The sequence below is a fragment of the Capnocytophaga sputigena genome, from assembly GCF_002302495.1.
Classification (GTDB): domain Bacteria; phylum Bacteroidota; class Bacteroidia; order Flavobacteriales; family Flavobacteriaceae; genus Capnocytophaga; species Capnocytophaga sputigena.
This window is the reverse complement of sequence record NZ_CP022379.1, coordinates 157,026-171,163: the sequence shown is the minus strand read 5'-3', so window position 1 is coordinate 171,163 and position 14,138 is coordinate 157,026. Positions and strand designations below refer to the sequence as shown.

The window sequence follows — 14,138 nt, the reverse complement described above, 5'->3', positions numbered from 1 at the left end:
ATTACATTTTGAAGTTAAACTTGTTTTCAAAGAAAGATTGCCATTCGGGAGCTTTAGTAACGCCCATTTGATAATATTGCAATGCTGTATGCTCATCACCTACACCATAATAAGCTAAGGAAAGACGAAAATAATTGTTGAGTTCGTGTGGATAAATATGTACTATATCTGCAACAATAGGCAATGCATCTCCATATTTTTGGGTGAGGAACATCAAATCTACCCATTCAATAAGCGTATTATAAGAATAATCGCCATTTTGTACAGCCTTGCGATAGCCATATTCAGCTTCTTCAAGATTTTGGAATTCAAAATAATTCAATTCAGCATAGCGACGCCAATAATAAGGCTCATTAGGTTCAAAAGTGAGTACTTTCTGAATATATTTCAAGGCTTTGCTGTGATTATGGCGCAAGTAATAAAAGTCGGCTAAGGTAATCCACGCTTTGTCTAATTGAGGATCTTCGTGAGTAGCTCTAAAATAATACTCCTCTGCCTTAGTATCATTATGCATTTTTTCATAACAACGACCTATATGTAAATAAGCTAAAGCTGAAGGATCGTCAAGAGTGAGAGTAATTTTGTAGTTCTCAATGGCTTTTTCGTAATCTTCCATCATTTCGAGTACACGTGCTTTCTCGAAATAAGCCCCCGTGAAAGTATCGTCACTGATAATAGCAAAATCGAGGCAACGCAAAGCATTTTTGTAATCACCAATAGCCAAATAGAGTCTGCCGAGATAATACCAAGCAACTTCACAATAAGGATTTTGATCCAAGTAATGATTTAAGAAAGAAGTAGCCTCTTGTACATCGCCTAAAACTTCATAACAGAATACTAACTGTTGTAGCGCTGTATAGTCCTGAGGGTCTTGTTCTAAACATTTGATAAAATAGTTTTTAGCATTGGTATAATCCTCTACATAGAGGTATTCCATTGCTATTAAGGCATAAATATTGGAAGCATCATCAGTAAGAGTGAGGGCATATTGCAACAACTCAATAGCACGATGATGTTTATTCATTTTAGAATACAGATTAGCCTGCTGTGCGTGTACTTCAGCATTCATAGGTTCAAGCACGAGCAATTCATTGAGAATTTCTGACGCTTCCTCCAAACGGTCTTCAAACACCAGTTGCTCAGCATTTAGCAATTTCAGTGAGGACGCATCGGGGTGTTGCGATAATCCAATCTCTAAGGCACGTTTGGCTTTACTAATACGCCCATATTCTACGTAATATTCTACAATCTCTTCAAATTCATCCACGTCAAAAAAGAGGATATTATTTTCTTTGAGCATTGATTCAAATTTGCTAACGGCGTAGTTTTCTTCTTCTGGTAACATTTATTTTAAAGATATTCTTAGTAATACTTTACAAATTTCTTATCCTGCAAGGCGGTGAGTTGTTCCACTATAAGGGTATCCATATAGTTTTGGAGTTCTTCCCTGCTGTTATAAGTAGGTTTGGAGATCCAATTGGGGAAGTCGAGGGTTTTATAATCTACTTCTTCATTGATGAGTTTTACAGCAGAAGCACTGGCAATAATTGCTATATGAATCCAAAGTTGATAAGAGGCAGGATATTCATCTATTTCTTCTAAATCGTTTAAATTTTCATTAACAAAATAGAGTGATAAATATTGATGAAAATAGTAATCAAAAGCTTCCTGAGCTCCTTTAGTACTTTTAAAATCGCTTACGGTTTTAAAATGAGAGAAACACGCTTTACGCTCTTCTGGAGATATGGTAGGTATGGCTGCAATCAAACAAAAAGAATTTTCTATAGGATACCATAGGTCAAAATTTTCGGCAAAAGGCACTGCAAGTACTTCTGGCAAAAAAGCTAATAAGCCTTCGTATTGTTTGCTCACAAATAGACATCCTACAAGTTCATAAACAGTTTGTAGGTCTTTACTACTCTTGAGAGAAAGCTTTTTGCGGAGCTTTTCAATGAGTTTTTGCTGTTTTGGAGTAGTACAATAAGGTGCTAATATTTCTATATTCATAATGGCCTAATAATTTTTTAAATAAGTTACTAATTTCTTTTCCACAAATTCGGTCATAGTATCAGCTTGCTTGATAACCTTGGGTTTGGCGTATTCGTGGGCAAAGCAAAATATCTGCTGGGTGTCGGGAGCATAGAGCAACTTATCGCCATCACCGTATTTCCAAAACTCTCCAAGCACTAAATAGTCTTTGCCATTGAACACATCGGTGTATAAGTCAGTAAAGCGGATTTCTACCCCCTCCAATCTGAGTTCTCCTATATGTTGGAAGAACAGAGTAAGTTCCTCAGAGAAAGCAACGCCCAAGTCTTGGCTCTTTTGGGTAATCTCGGCTAAGGGAATGCCTGCGGTAACCACATTATATTCATCGAAATCTTTCAGCACCTGCTTGGTAAGCTTGGGATATACCGCCGAGAGTCGCTCCCAATCTTCAGGGGTAGCCGTTTGTGAGCTTGTCTGCTCTACGCCTTTTCTTTTCTCTTTGAGTTCTTTGAGAGAAGTGGAAACAGCTGCGACAAGCTCCGTATCAGTAGCCTCTGTGAACCATTTTTTTAGAGGAACCATATAGTTTTTTAATCCTGCTTTCTTCAAATAATCAGGTAGTGCTTTGGGATTTGTTTTTAGAAAATAAAATTCTATCATATTGCGAATGAGGAAGTCCTTGCTAAAGTGCATCGTTTTCTCACTTTTGATATAATCCATCTTGAGAATGGTAAAGTTCAAGAAGTAATCGTCCGCCAATGCTACTGGAGCGATTTCCTCCAAGGTAACACCTGCATCTTTTAGTGCTTTATGCGTGTAATTCAGTACGGCAAAACTTGGCATTTCTTCCTCGAATACCATATCTATAATATTGCAAAGCTTATCTAATATCTGCTGATACTTTTCAGAAGCAATAAGTTGCTCCATTTGTTCTTTGTCTTTTTGCTCCATCGACATAACTGTAATGTTTTTATTGTTTTACCCCTCCAACTCCTTTGGATTTATCCCCAATACCTTCTGCCACGCTTGAGCGTTCTCTGAGGTGGGATCTATGCCTTTGCCTGCGGTATAAAAGGGCTCCCATTGCCAATCCTCACCTCCAGTACAGCCTACAGAGGCGTAGTTCATTAGGAATTCCTTAAAGTTATCGGCTAAATAAGTGCCGAGATTGCTTGCACCATCGTGACTGAGGTACACAACCTTGCCATAGTTTTCTGGCTCTAACTCAATAGCGATATATCGCCGTTAGCATTGATATGAAAACACAATTTGTTGTACCAAATGCGGTCTTCTGGGTCTTCATAATTAGGGAAAACATCTGTTGCCCATTCCTTGCGATGTTCCTCATAATCCAAAAGCAAATCCAACCCAAAGAGTAATTCTCCACAATAAATGTGCGCCAAGACATCGGGTATTATAGATTCATCTTCAATAGTTACATCATTCACATCCCAATAAAACTCCAAATGAGCAGTGTTTTCCAAAAGCACTTCGCGGAAATGAGGAGGTAATGTATAGCCCAATTGAGCCTCTACAGCTTTGACTTCCTCCTCTGTAGCAGGTTTTTCTATAGTAAGAGGTTCTACCTCGCCACCAAGGTCTTCTATCTTTTCTAAAAATAGGTTTAAGCGCTTTTTAAAAAGCTCAAAATTAAAGGGTATCGCCATAATGCTATTTATTTTATGAAACTAATTGTTTGTTTCTTCTTTATTTTCAAGTCTTATTGTATTGACTTCGCCTAATTTCTTGGATTTCCATACCCTTTCGGCTTGGAATTTGTTCAACCCTACAAAAAGAGAAACATATTGTAATATCTCTTCCTTAGAAAATGCCTGTTGACTGATAGCAAACCAATCATCCCCATTGATAAGGCTCAGCTTGAGGTGAAAAAGTTTTTCTTTTGCTACTTGTCCTTTTACTTTGTCTACAATACGAGCGGCTGGGATTATGGTAACTTGTACCTTATCTATGGTAGGCATTTTAGTTCTTGTCACAGCTTCATTGCCATTGTGAGCTAAGGTATCTGCTTGCGTTTCTTGGTAATCATCCTCTACAAATAATTGCCATAGGTCGCCATTTTCTGAAAAGTATTCTATCCATTTCATCTTTTTGTTATTCATTTTCTTACTTTTTACCCTTCCAACTCCTTTGGGTTTATTCCCAATACCTTATGCCAGGTTTTGGCGTTCTTTGAGGTAGGGTCTATGCCTTTGCTTTTAGAATAAAAAGGCTCCCATTGCCAATCCTCTCCTCCAGTACAACCCACAGCAGCATAGTTCATTAGGAATTCCTTAAAGTTATCGGCTATATAAAGCCCGTGGTTTTCACTACCATCGTGGCTGAGATACACAACCTTACCATAATTCTCTGGTTCTAACTCAATAGCGATATAATCGCCGTTGCCTACTCTTTGAAAACACATTTTGTTGTTCCATACACGGCTATATTCCTCACTTTTAGAAGGGCAAACATCTTTTACCCAACCTTTTCGGGATCTTTCATTATCTAAAAGTAAATCTAATCCAAAAAGTAACTCTCCTGAAGAAATATTATCTAATTCCTCAGGTAAAAAATCTTCGTCCTCTTCAGTAAAATCATCGATATACCACCAAAACTCCAAATGAGCAGTGTTTTCTAAGAGTACTTCGCGGAAATGTGGAGGCAATGTATAGCCTAATTTTGCCTCTATGGCTTTGATTTCTTCCTCGGTAGCAGGTTTTTCTATCGTAAGAGGGTCAGTCTCACCACCAAGGTCTTCTATCTTTTCTAAAAATAGGTTTAAACGCTTTTTAAAAAGCTCAAAATTAAAGGGTTTCTTCATTTTTTTGAGGTTATTTATTATTTTTTAGGATGGTTTCTAAGGGTTCTGTTAGCAAAGTGATTTCAAAAGGGTCGTGCCTAAACTCATAAACATTCTTATCGGCATCTATCCCGATAAAATCGCCGTCTCCATCGGTTATATCCTGTACGTGATAATAGGTTTTGTCGTTTAAAGACACTTCGTATAAGTCATTAGGAGTTATATATTGCCGTGCTTCTTTGGAAAGGAGCTTTTCAATAGGGCTATCATCTAAATACTTTATGCGAATGCGGGAAGTATCTATCCCTACCGCCTCAGCTTGCCACTTCAGAAAGTCGTTATTAGCTGTAATATACACCAATAACAATCCATAAGCTACATTCCAACTCACCACACTACTTTTGCCTGTCTCAACCGACTGTATTACGATATTTTCAATTAAGAAATTCCGTCCTTTTTTGTCTTCGTATTTGTTGAGCAAAGGAATATCCAAACGCAGTTGGTAGCGCTGTCCTTCGGGCTTCTTTATTCCTTTGATAATTCCTTCTGTAAGTTGTTTTTGCAGGAAATGAAAACGCTGAGGCAGTGCAAGACTTATTTTTACAAATAACTCTTGCATTACAGGGGTAAAAGTAGGTTTCTTTTTGAATAGATTACCTAACATATTTCTATTTTTTTAGTGTAACTAATACTTTTTTACCCTTCCAACTCCTTTGGGTCTATCCCCAATACCTTATACCAGGTTTTGGCGTTCTTTGAGGTAGGGTCTATGCCTTTGCTTTTAGAATAAAAAGACTCCCATTGCCAATCGTCTCCTCCAGTACAACCCACAGCAGCGTAGTTCATCAGGAATTCCTTAAAGTTATCGGCTATATAAAGCCCGTGGTTTTCACTACCATCGTGGCTCACATACACAACCTTGCCATAATTCTCTGGTTCTAACTCAATAGCAATATAATCGCCGTTGCCTACTTGGTGAAAAGCCATTTTGTTATGCCAAACACGATCGTATTCGTTATTGTAATCGGGATATACGTCCTCTTCCCAGCCCTTGCGACTTTCTTCATAGCCTAAAAGCAAATCCAATCCAAAAAGCAACTCTCCAGAGGAGATTTCTGCTAATTCATCAGAGAGAAAAACTCCATTTTCTTCGTCCTCATAGTCCTCGTCTTCATCTGTATAGATACTCCAATAAAATTCCAAATGGGCGGTATTTTCCAGGAGCACTTCGCGGAAATGCGGAGGTAATGTATAGCCTAATTTTGCCTCTACAGCTTTGATTTCTTCCTCGGTAGCAGGTTTTTCTATCGTAAGAGGGTCAGTCTCACCACCAAGGTCTTCTATCTTTTCTAAAAATAGGTTTAAACGCTTTTTAAAAAGCTCAAAATTGAAGGGTATCGCCATAATGCTATTTATTTTTTTTTAAATAATTGTTTGTTTTCTCCAAAGTGCAATTCAAAGTGCAAATTTTTCTCTCTGGAATTTGCTCTTTTGCACTTTGAAAATCCTTGTTACGCTCCAAATTGTCGCAGATGATGGTCAAAATGCTTCCATTGTAGGATTCCCCACTCATCAGGAGTGAGTTTACCAAAGAAAGAATGTGGATGTTGACTGCATTTTTCCCTTCCATTGTTATAAAAAAGGGTTATCAGCTCTTTAGCTCGTTGCTTTTCTTTCTCAAAATCCTCCATAGAGATGTCTGTGATGACATACATCTTATCAGTAGGGGAATTTTTGGGCATAGGCTGGTCGTTGATAAACCTTTTCTTTACCAATTTTCCTATAAACCTACCGATAAATGCCCGCTTGGGGAAGTTTTTCCCTAAAGGAGTTTCTAAAGAAACGTTCAAGTGGGCTAACATTTGTACAATGTTCATCTTTCCCCACTGACGTACCGCATCTACTTTCAGATTTTCTAACCGATTGATTATTTCGTTCTTATCTGCTTCGTTATATAAATTTTTCATTTGCTTATTTAGAGTTATTTATTCTCTTTTACACCTATAAAAATATCTACTTCGGAGGCATCACCTTGCTGAGACTTCTCGGTGTAGCGCTCATAGTCATATATATAAGTGCGATTGAGCGTGGCATCGTTGTCCCAGATATGTTGCCACATTGCCCCTACTGCCTGAGGCATTGTGCCTTTGGCTACAAACTTTTCAAAAGTTTGTTCAGGGAATTCCCTGCCCTCTAAGCCGTCGGGAATCGTGCTGAGCGTGGTAACTTCCACCCCTATCATACAAGTGTAAGGCTCGGTATAGTCCTTTTGGTAATCGGTGTAGATGCTGTAAATAGCATCGCTTACCTTATTGGGTATTTTTGCCAAAATTTGCTCGCTAAAAAAGCGTTGCCAAAGGTTTCCGATGTCTTGCATCGCTTGTCCGTTCTGATTGGTAGTGCGTACACTAATTCCGACGATTTTCATTTTCTTTGTATTTAATAGTTTTTAATAAATTCTTTTTAACTCCTTACAAACTTGCCAATACTTTCTAAAAGTTGGGGTTTGTCTTCCTTTTAATTAAAATGGCCTACCTCTCTTGTTTTATAAACACCCTTTACAATCTGCCAACAAACATCATAGCCCCCTGCTCCTGTACCATTTTGAGCCTCTATATAGATAATATCGTCTTCTTTGTCATAATAAACGGATGTTTCACTAAAGGCAGGTACATACATATCCGTATAAGCACTTTTAGGAATATTCACTTGTTTGCCATTAATGCTCACCACAAAACTCTTATATTCCGTCTCTGGCTCAGAGCCATCAGTTCCTTCAAAAGGTTTTCCATCTATTTTGTATTCGTAATGGTCGCCTTTGTTTTCTTTGGTAAAGACATGTTTTTTCTTATCGTATTTTTGAGCAGTAAGCTCTACACGAATTCCCATACCTGAAAAAGTAATGGCATTATCGCTTTCTTTTTCTTTCTTAATGGAAAGAAATGTATAAGTAGGTTTCAGTCTGCTGTTATGAATATACCCTTTATCTATGTAATGCCACTTACTTATATCTTCATCAGCATGAAATATATAAACAAGTTTATTATTAGGGAGTGTCCCTAGTATTTTACTTTTGACATTTTCTTTTTCACGGATATTTACATAGCTATCTTTGTCCTTTACCACAAAGAATTGACCAAAAGCACACTGGGAAATTAACAAAAATAAGAATACTATTCGCTGCATAGTTTATTTTTTTTGATTGTTCAGTTAAATAAAAAAATCATCAATATTTATTTCATTAGAGGTGTACTTATTGCCATATAAGGCCTTAACCACAGCCCTTAGAGTAGCTCCTTTACCTTTTAGTCCTGCTAATTCGTTTATTTTATCCCATAGATGGTAAGATATTGTATCGTCCTCTTCTTCTATAAAGCCTACATCCCTGACATGTATAGGATTTTTCAATTCAAATATTGTTTTTTCAGCTAAAGGTTGAAGAATTTCAAAGATAGATTCGCAAAATTTACTATATTCCTTCTCTGTATCACTTATAATGACATTTATTACCCAATGAGGGGTTTCATCAGGCGAAAATTCTTTGAAGTTTGTTAGAGATATTTTTGTTTTTTCTATAGTTTGATCAATAGTAATTTACTTAAAGACTTTGACAAAGTCTAAAAACTTTGTCAAAGTCAAGTATAATTGTTATTGTTTGTACATTTTTTCCCTCAATTCCTGAATATTTTTGTCGTCCATATATTCATCAAAGGTCATATAGCGGTCGATAATGCCACTAGGGGTAAGCTCGATGATACGATTAGCAACGGTTTGCGAAAATTCGTGGTCGTGGGTGGTGAAAAGCACTGTGCCTTTGAAGTTTTTCAGCGAGTTATTGAAGGCGGTGATGCTCTCCAAATCCAAATGGTTGGTAGGTTCGTTGAGCATTAGCACATTAGCGCGCAACATCATCATACGGCTGAGCATACAGCGCACTTTCTCGCCTCCTGAAAGTACTTTGCAGTTTTTGAGGGCTTCCTCGCCACTGAAAAGCATCTTGCCCAAGAAGCCACGCACATATACTTCCTCACGCTCTTCCTCTGTTTTTGCCCATTGGCGCAACCAATCCACCAAGGAAAGGTCTTGGGTGAAGAAATCGGAGTTATCCACGGGAAGGTAAGACTGCGAAGTGGTGATACCCCACGCAAAAGTACCTGCATCGGGCTTAAGGTTGTTGTTAAGAATCTCATAAAAGGCAGTAGTGGCGCGTGAATCCTTAGAAATCACGGCTACTTTGTCGTCTTTGGTAAGGTTAATATCCACATTTTGGAACAATACCTGCCCGTCAATAGACGCAGCAAGGTTTTCCACGTGTAGGATTTGGTCGCCTGCCTCGCGCTCGCGCTCGAAGATGATGGCAGGGTAACGGCGAGAAGACGGTTTGATTTCCTCGATATTGAGTTTCTCCAACATCTTCTTACGAGAGGTCGCTTGTTTTGATTTTGCCACGTTGGCACTAAAGCGCGCGATAAATTCTTGCAACTCTTTGGCTTTCTCTTCCGCCTTTTTGTTCTGTTGCGCACGCTGACGGGCTGCCAACTGACTACTTTCGTACCAGAAAGTATAGTTACCCGAAAAATGGTTAATTTTTCCGAAGTCAATATCGGAGATATGGGTACAAACGGCATCAAGGAAGTGGCGGTCGTGGGAAACGACAATCACTGTATTGTCGTAATTTGCCAAAAAGTTCTCCAGCCAGCTGATAGTCTCGAAGTCGAGGTCGTTCGTAGGCTCGTCCATTATGAGTACATCGGGGTTGCCAAAGAGTGCTTGTGCCAAAAGTACACGAACTTTAAGCTTGCCGTCCATTTCGGACATTAGGGTATAGTGCATATCCTCAGAGATGCCCAAATTGGAGAGCAGGGCTGCCGCATCACTCTCGGCATTCCAGCCATTCATCTCGTCGAACTGTATTTGTAGCTCACCAATGCGTTCGGCGTGCTCATCGGAATAGTCGGCATAGAGGTCGTCCATCTCTTTTTTGACTTTGGAGAGGACTTTGTTGCCCATAATCACCGTGTCTAAAACGGTGTAATCGTCATAAGCGTAGTGGTCTTGCTCAAGCACCGACATACGCTTGCCCGGTTCGAGGATCACACGCCCCGAAGTAGGTTCTTGCTTGCCTGAAAGGATTTTAAGGAAAGTAGATTTGCCTGCCCCATTGGCACCGATGATGCCGTAGCAGTTGCCTTGTGTAAAGGTTACGTTTACCTCATCGAAGAGGACGCGTTTTCCGAATTGTACGGATAAATTGGATACTGATAACATTGTTAATGATTAATGTTTAATGATTAATGTTTAATGATTAATGTTTAATGATTAATTAAAGGTCTACGGTAAAAATAGTATTTAGTTGGTTCTTCAAAGCATATTTATAAAAATCTAATACCCCTTTGCTCCAACTCAACAAATAGTTAAGTTCTTCCTCGTTTTTAGTATATGAGTAGTCTGAGGGAATTTTGTCAAAATTCTTTTTGATTATCTCTTGTAGATTATTCTCTTCAAGATAGTCTACAATTTTTTGAATATTATCGAGGTCATTTACAAATATTACACAATCATTATGATCCAATAATAAATAACCTCCAAAAACAATATTAGGAGCTATTCCTTCTTCTTTGTACCAATCACCCTCACAAAGACAATAGTGAATGCCTTCCCACGCTTTATCTATCTGATAACTTTTGGGTGTACCCAAGAGATTTTCTTCAATAGTGTTGAGCATATAAGCATACATCTTGTCATCATCTTGTTCTGCAATAGCATCTACTTGCTCATCACTAAGTGCATAAAAAACGCCTAATCGTGCCATATCGTTTATTCTAAAGTTTAAAAAATGCAAAAGTACGGAATATTTGTAAGATATGGAAATTACTTTTCTGCAGTGATTATTAGTGCCATGGATTTTTCTTTATCAAAAGAGTCTTTTTTGAAATTACCATATAGGTTGATGGCTTGAAATCCTATTTGGGAGAGCCACTGGGTAAGTTCATCGGCGAAAATAGGCTGTAACAGTTCCTCATTTTCTATGGTATCGTCCAAAATAGTCTTGAAACGAATTTTTCCTTCCTTATTGAGATAGTAAAATCGCTCAAACTTCACCTTATCGTTGGCTATCAAGGGGAGATTACCGAGGTAATCGCCTTGTTGCTGGGCAAAATATTTTTCAAAATTGACCAATTGCAGGACAAGTTTACCCTCTTGGGTGAGTTGTCCATAAGCTTTTTGCAAAAAGAGCTGTATGGAAGCCTTACTATCCAAATGTGGGAGCGTATTACCGATACAAACAATGTTATCAAAGGTGGAAAGCTCATCAATAGTAAGCATATTGCGCTGTTGTACAGTAATACCTTTTTCGGCAGCTTTGGCAATCAATCGTTCACTGAGGTCGATAGCGGTAACTTCGTATCCTTGTGAGTTTAGGTAAGCGGTAAGATTGCCCGTAGCAGCACCTACATCGAGGACGGTATGCCCTTGGAGTTCATCCGCAAAAAATGTTTGATGAGCTGGAGATAACGGAAAGATAAAGTCGTATTTTTCAGCAATTTCGTTGTAGAATTTTGACATAATAAATAACAGATTTTTAAATAATAAAATATTTTTATAACAAAAGAGCTGCCTATTTTTAGGTAGCTCTTTCAAAGTTGTTTAAATATTATTTTATTGTAATTCACGAAAAGCTTTATGCAATAGACGACGCTTGTCGTTAATAGATTCTTCCATAGAAATCATAGTTTCAGAACGAGCTACCCCTTGAATATCATCTATCATATAGATCACTTCTTTGGCGTGTTTAGTGTCACGAGCTCGGATTTTACAAAAGATATTGTACTGCCCTGAAGTAATATGTGCTACTGTTACAAAAGGAATTTCTTCCAAACGTTCTAATACAAACTGAGCTTGATGATTACGCTCTAAAAAAATTCCTACATACGCTATAAAAGTATAGCCCAATCGTTCATAATCTACTGTGAGTGTAGAGCCTTTAATGATACCAAGTTCCTCCATTTTTCGTACTCTCACGTGAACAGTCCCTGCTGAAATTTCCAACTGCTTGGCTATCTCAGTAAAAGGGGTTCGGGTATCATCAATCAATAGATCTAATATTTGATGATCAGTTTCATCTAATTTGTATCTCGCCATCTATTATATTTTTATAATTTACTCAGCGTGCAAAGTAAGTATTTTATTTTGAATTATCCAAATAAAAAGACTTATATTTTGCATTTTCTTTCTTATTTTGTGTTAAAGGTTTTGTAAATCTAAACTATTTTCAATAGAACTTTTATTGATAGGAGCTATTAGATATTTAGACAGAGGCATTTCTCTATGTCCATATTTAGTGGATAAATCTCCTATTTCGGCAATATAAGGGACAAACAAAATTTTAGCATTTTCTAAGATTTCTTTGTAAAGAATACCTACATCATTACCACTATGTGTATCATCACGTAAGATAATATCATAAAAACATTTGTCGTTTTCTGGTATATTGAAATAACCCGTATAATTTACATTTGTAACATAAGAAGTAGCAATATATTCTAATGCTGTTAAAATTGCTATCGCTATGTAAGATCTTGTATGTTCACGATTGTAATCATTGGGGTAATGTCCTGCTTCAAAAAGGATTGTAGGTGTACCTAATGAAGTATATTTATCTCCTGTACAGTTGATATTAAAACTATCATCAAAACGTGCTATTTGATTGGGTATATGATGTTGTAAAATGCTATTCATTACAACAATAACTTCCATTGCCTTTTGACGGATTTCATTGACACTACGTTCTTTATTATAAGCAGGAGCTAAGAAAGAAACAGTAGCAGGAAAAGGGGTTTGCCCTACACTAAAAATAGTTCTTTGGTCGTGTAAATTAAAACAATAATCAGGCTGCACAAGGTCATAAGCTTTACGCAAACATTTGCTTTCAGGCTGTGTAAGTTCGTGAGCATCACGATTGAGGTCGACATTGTTAAAGTTCACACGTGTAAACAGTTCAGATCCGTCAGGATTGAGCATTGGTATACAATAGATACTCAATTCCGATAAAACATTAGCTGTTTGAAGTCTCAGCAAAACATCAAAAAGAGCCTTAGTTGTAGTTGATTCATTACCGTGCATTTGTGACCAAAGTAGTATTTTTTTATTCCCCTTACCTACTCTATACAAGTTGATAGGTATACCTTTCACTGAACTACCCAAATGAATAACTTCATCAAAAGGATATTCATCTAAAAGAGGGGTAATCATTTGATAGGTAATATAACGTCCTAAAAGTTCTTTTTCCATTTTCTTTTCCCTTTTTATATAGATTATTATAAGGACAAAAGTAAGAAATATTTAGTAGATAACAATTATATATACATAAAATTTTGATTAGGATATTTTATTACATAAACATCTATCTAATTACATTTGTATACAATTTTACAATGTAAGAAATTACAGTTGTAACACCTATAAAAATAGAGAATAAGTATTTCTAGTAGATAGCTTCTACGAAAATACTCATAAATAATTTTTATAATTAATATATAAGTGACTGTATATGATATAATTACATTAATATTATAAATCGATACTTAAATGTTTGAAATAAATATTTTTGTTTAAATTTGTATATATCAAAATATTGATTTACATTTGTGCATTATTGATAAATTTGATATAAATTACAATGTTAAACACGTCAGACTTTTCCATTCGCTTGCAACAAGTGATGGATTATTATGGATTAAATGCAGCAGCTTTTGCTGATGCTTTGGAAATTCAACGTTCAGGAATATCACATCTCTTATCAGAACGCAATAAGCCGAGTTTAGATTTTATTTTAAAACTCATAGAAAAATTTCCAGAGGTGGATATGTATTGGATTACTCAAGGAAAAGGAACTTTCCCTCGCAAAGAAGAGAAAGAAGTTTCTGTACCTAAAAAAATACAACAGCCAGACTTATTTAGTGATATTCCAGAAATAGAAATGGAAAGCCTCTCTCCTACTCTATCTTCTCCTATTAAAGAAGAAAAAAAAGTTAGCTTAGATAAAGAGGTATCAGAATTATCACCTTTACCTTCTTCTATAGTGAATAATACTGTAGGAAAGAAAATTAAGCGCATTATCTTTTTTTATGAAGATAATCATTTTGAAGTTTTCGATAGTTAGGTACAAGAAAATAGCCACAAAACTGACACAGCTATTTTAAGAAGTTAGGCGTAATTAGTTGATTATCAAACTAATTACGCCTATTTTGTAGCGGGAACTGGACTCGAACCAGTGACCTTCGGGTTATGAGCCCGACGAGCTACCTACTGCTCTATCCCGCGATTTCTGGGTGCAAAAGTACAACCT

Annotated in this window: 17 protein-coding genes, 1 tRNA gene and 1 pseudogene; 1 reads left to right on the top strand and 18 read right to left on the bottom strand. The window is 37.0% G+C overall.

All coding sequences use genetic code 11. From position 1 onward, the window contains the following. Window position 1 precedes the first annotated feature (1 nt). From CGC57_RS00750 to CGC57_RS00670, 17 genes and pseudogenes are all read right to left on the bottom strand, one after another. Window positions 2-1,345: a tetratricopeptide repeat protein gene (locus tag CGC57_RS00750; protein ID WP_095897580.1), complete on the bottom strand. Its 1,344-nt coding sequence runs from the start codon at window positions 1,343-1,345 to the stop codon at window positions 2-4. Between the two features lie 17 nt (window positions 1,346-1,362). After that, window positions 1,363-2,007: a DUF6707 family protein gene (locus CGC57_RS00745; protein ID WP_095897579.1), complete on the bottom strand. Its 645-nt coding sequence runs from the start codon at window positions 2,005-2,007 to the stop codon at window positions 1,363-1,365. 6 nt (window positions 2,008-2,013) lie between these two features. Continuing rightward, window positions 2,014-2,940 carry a hypothetical protein gene (locus CGC57_RS00740; RefSeq protein WP_232034009.1) on the bottom strand — a complete coding sequence of 309 codons (927 nt, stop codon included), beginning with the start codon at window positions 2,938-2,940 and terminating at the stop codon, window positions 2,014-2,016. Between the two features lie 27 nt (window positions 2,941-2,967). Further along, a pseudogene (locus CGC57_RS00735) lies at window positions 2,968-3,656 on the bottom strand (SMI1/KNR4 family protein). A 21-nt stretch (window positions 3,657-3,677) separates the two neighbouring features. Next, window positions 3,678-4,109 carry a hypothetical protein gene (locus CGC57_RS00730; RefSeq protein WP_095897577.1) on the bottom strand — a complete coding sequence of 144 codons (432 nt, stop codon included), beginning with the start codon at window positions 4,107-4,109 and terminating at the stop codon, window positions 3,678-3,680. Between the two features lie 11 nt (window positions 4,110-4,120). Further along, the gene (locus tag CGC57_RS00725; RefSeq protein ID WP_095897576.1) at window positions 4,121-4,810 is read right to left on the bottom strand and encodes an SMI1/KNR4 family protein; all 690 of its coding nucleotides are present in this window, start codon (window positions 4,808-4,810) and stop codon (window positions 4,121-4,123) included. A gap of 10 nt (window positions 4,811-4,820) precedes the next feature. Then, window positions 4,821-5,453, bottom strand: coding sequence for a hypothetical protein (locus CGC57_RS00720; RefSeq protein WP_095897575.1), 633 nt, complete (start codon window positions 5,451-5,453; stop codon window positions 4,821-4,823). 32 nt (window positions 5,454-5,485) lie between these two features. Next, window positions 5,486-6,193: an SMI1/KNR4 family protein gene (locus CGC57_RS00715; RefSeq protein ID WP_095897574.1), complete on the bottom strand. Its 708-nt coding sequence runs from the start codon at window positions 6,191-6,193 to the stop codon at window positions 5,486-5,488. A gap of 107 nt (window positions 6,194-6,300) precedes the next feature. Continuing rightward, window positions 6,301-6,756: a DUF1569 domain-containing protein gene (locus tag CGC57_RS00710; RefSeq protein ID WP_095897573.1), complete on the bottom strand. Its 456-nt coding sequence runs from the start codon at window positions 6,754-6,756 to the stop codon at window positions 6,301-6,303. A gap of 14 nt (window positions 6,757-6,770) precedes the next feature. After that, window positions 6,771-7,217, bottom strand: a complete 447-nt coding sequence (locus CGC57_RS00705) for a GyrI-like domain-containing protein (RefSeq protein ID WP_095897572.1) — start codon at window positions 7,215-7,217, stop codon at window positions 6,771-6,773. An 89-nt stretch (window positions 7,218-7,306) separates the two neighbouring features. Next, complete coding sequence (locus CGC57_RS00700) at window positions 7,307-7,975, bottom strand: SH3 domain-containing protein (protein WP_002679086.1); 669 nt, start codon at window positions 7,973-7,975, stop codon at window positions 7,307-7,309. A gap of 24 nt (window positions 7,976-7,999) precedes the next feature. Next, window positions 8,000-8,197: a hypothetical protein gene (locus tag CGC57_RS12950; RefSeq protein ID WP_232034008.1), complete on the bottom strand. Its 198-nt coding sequence runs from the start codon at window positions 8,195-8,197 to the stop codon at window positions 8,000-8,002. Window positions 8,198-8,437: 240 nt separating this feature from the next. After that, window positions 8,438-10,057: an ABC-F family ATP-binding cassette domain-containing protein gene (locus tag CGC57_RS00690; RefSeq protein WP_095897570.1), complete on the bottom strand. Its 1,620-nt coding sequence runs from the start codon at window positions 10,055-10,057 to the stop codon at window positions 8,438-8,440. Between the two features lie 55 nt (window positions 10,058-10,112). Next, a complete protein-coding gene (locus tag CGC57_RS00685) occupies window positions 10,113-10,601 on the bottom strand; it encodes a DUF1877 family protein (RefSeq protein WP_002679046.1) in 489 nt (162 codons plus the stop codon). A gap of 59 nt (window positions 10,602-10,660) precedes the next feature. Then, window positions 10,661-11,356 carry a class I SAM-dependent methyltransferase gene (locus CGC57_RS00680; RefSeq protein ID WP_095897569.1) on the bottom strand — a complete coding sequence of 232 codons (696 nt, stop codon included), beginning with the start codon at window positions 11,354-11,356 and terminating at the stop codon, window positions 10,661-10,663. 93 nt (window positions 11,357-11,449) lie between these two features. Next, a complete protein-coding gene (locus CGC57_RS00675; protein ID WP_002678948.1) occupies window positions 11,450-11,932 on the bottom strand; it encodes an Lrp/AsnC family transcriptional regulator in 483 nt (160 codons plus the stop codon). A 102-nt stretch (window positions 11,933-12,034) separates the two neighbouring features. Then, window positions 12,035-13,081, bottom strand: a complete 1,047-nt coding sequence (locus CGC57_RS00670) for a M14 family metallopeptidase (protein WP_095897568.1) — start codon at window positions 13,079-13,081, stop codon at window positions 12,035-12,037. 388 nt (window positions 13,082-13,469) lie between these two features. Here CGC57_RS00670 and CGC57_RS00665 point away from each other — a divergent pair, with 388 nt between their 5' ends. Next, window positions 13,470-13,952, top strand: coding sequence for a helix-turn-helix domain-containing protein (locus tag CGC57_RS00665; RefSeq protein ID WP_095897567.1), 483 nt, complete (start codon window positions 13,470-13,472; stop codon window positions 13,950-13,952). 88 nt (window positions 13,953-14,040) lie between these two features. Here CGC57_RS00665 and CGC57_RS00660 read toward each other — a convergent pair. Next, window positions 14,041-14,113, bottom strand: a tRNA-Met gene (locus tag CGC57_RS00660). Between the last annotated feature and the right edge of the window lie 25 nt (window positions 14,114-14,138).

What these genes read in the sequence shown, in the direction of transcription:
- CGC57_RS00750 (WP_095897580.1), bottom strand. Translation starts at nt 1,345, where the DNA reads ATGTTACCAGAAGAAGAAAACTACGCCGTTAGCAAATTTGAATCAATG.
- CGC57_RS00745 (WP_095897579.1), bottom strand. Translation starts at nt 2,007, where the DNA reads ATGAATATAGAAATATTAGCACCTTATTGTACTACTCCAAAACAGCAA.
- CGC57_RS00740 (WP_232034009.1), bottom strand. Translation starts at nt 2,940, where the DNA reads ATGGAGCAAAAAGACAAAGAACAAATGGAGCAACTTATTGCTTCTGAA.
- CGC57_RS00730 (WP_095897577.1), bottom strand. Translation starts at nt 4,109, where the DNA reads ATGAATAACAAAAAGATGAAATGGATAGAATACTTTTCAGAAAATGGC.
- CGC57_RS00725 (WP_095897576.1), bottom strand. Translation starts at nt 4,810, where the DNA reads ATGAAGAAACCCTTTAATTTTGAGCTTTTTAAAAAGCGTTTAAACCTA.
- CGC57_RS00720 (WP_095897575.1), bottom strand. Translation starts at nt 5,453, where the DNA reads ATGTTAGGTAATCTATTCAAAAAGAAACCTACTTTTACCCCTGTAATG.
- CGC57_RS00715 (WP_095897574.1), bottom strand. Translation starts at nt 6,193, where the DNA reads ATGGCGATACCCTTCAATTTTGAGCTTTTTAAAAAGCGTTTAAACCTA.
- CGC57_RS00710 (WP_095897573.1), bottom strand. Translation starts at nt 6,756, where the DNA reads ATGAAAAATTTATATAACGAAGCAGATAAGAACGAAATAATCAATCGG.
- CGC57_RS00705 (WP_095897572.1), bottom strand. Translation starts at nt 7,217, where the DNA reads ATGAAAATCGTCGGAATTAGTGTACGCACTACCAATCAGAACGGACAA.
- CGC57_RS00700 (WP_002679086.1), bottom strand. Translation starts at nt 7,975, where the DNA reads ATGCAGCGAATAGTATTCTTATTTTTGTTAATTTCCCAGTGTGCTTTT.
- CGC57_RS00690 (WP_095897570.1), bottom strand. Translation starts at nt 10,057, where the DNA reads ATGTTATCAGTATCCAATTTATCCGTACAATTCGGAAAACGCGTCCTC.
- CGC57_RS00685 (WP_002679046.1), bottom strand. Translation starts at nt 10,601, where the DNA reads ATGGCACGATTAGGCGTTTTTTATGCACTTAGTGATGAGCAAGTAGAT.
- CGC57_RS00680 (WP_095897569.1), bottom strand. Translation starts at nt 11,356, where the DNA reads ATGTCAAAATTCTACAACGAAATTGCTGAAAAATACGACTTTATCTTT.
- CGC57_RS00675 (WP_002678948.1), bottom strand. Translation starts at nt 11,932, where the DNA reads ATGGCGAGATACAAATTAGATGAAACTGATCATCAAATATTAGATCTA.
- CGC57_RS00670 (WP_095897568.1), bottom strand. Translation starts at nt 13,081, where the DNA reads ATGGAAAAAGAACTTTTAGGACGTTATATTACCTATCAAATGATTACC.
- CGC57_RS00665 (WP_095897567.1), top strand. Translation starts at nt 13,470, where the DNA reads ATGTTAAACACGTCAGACTTTTCCATTCGCTTGCAACAAGTGATGGAT.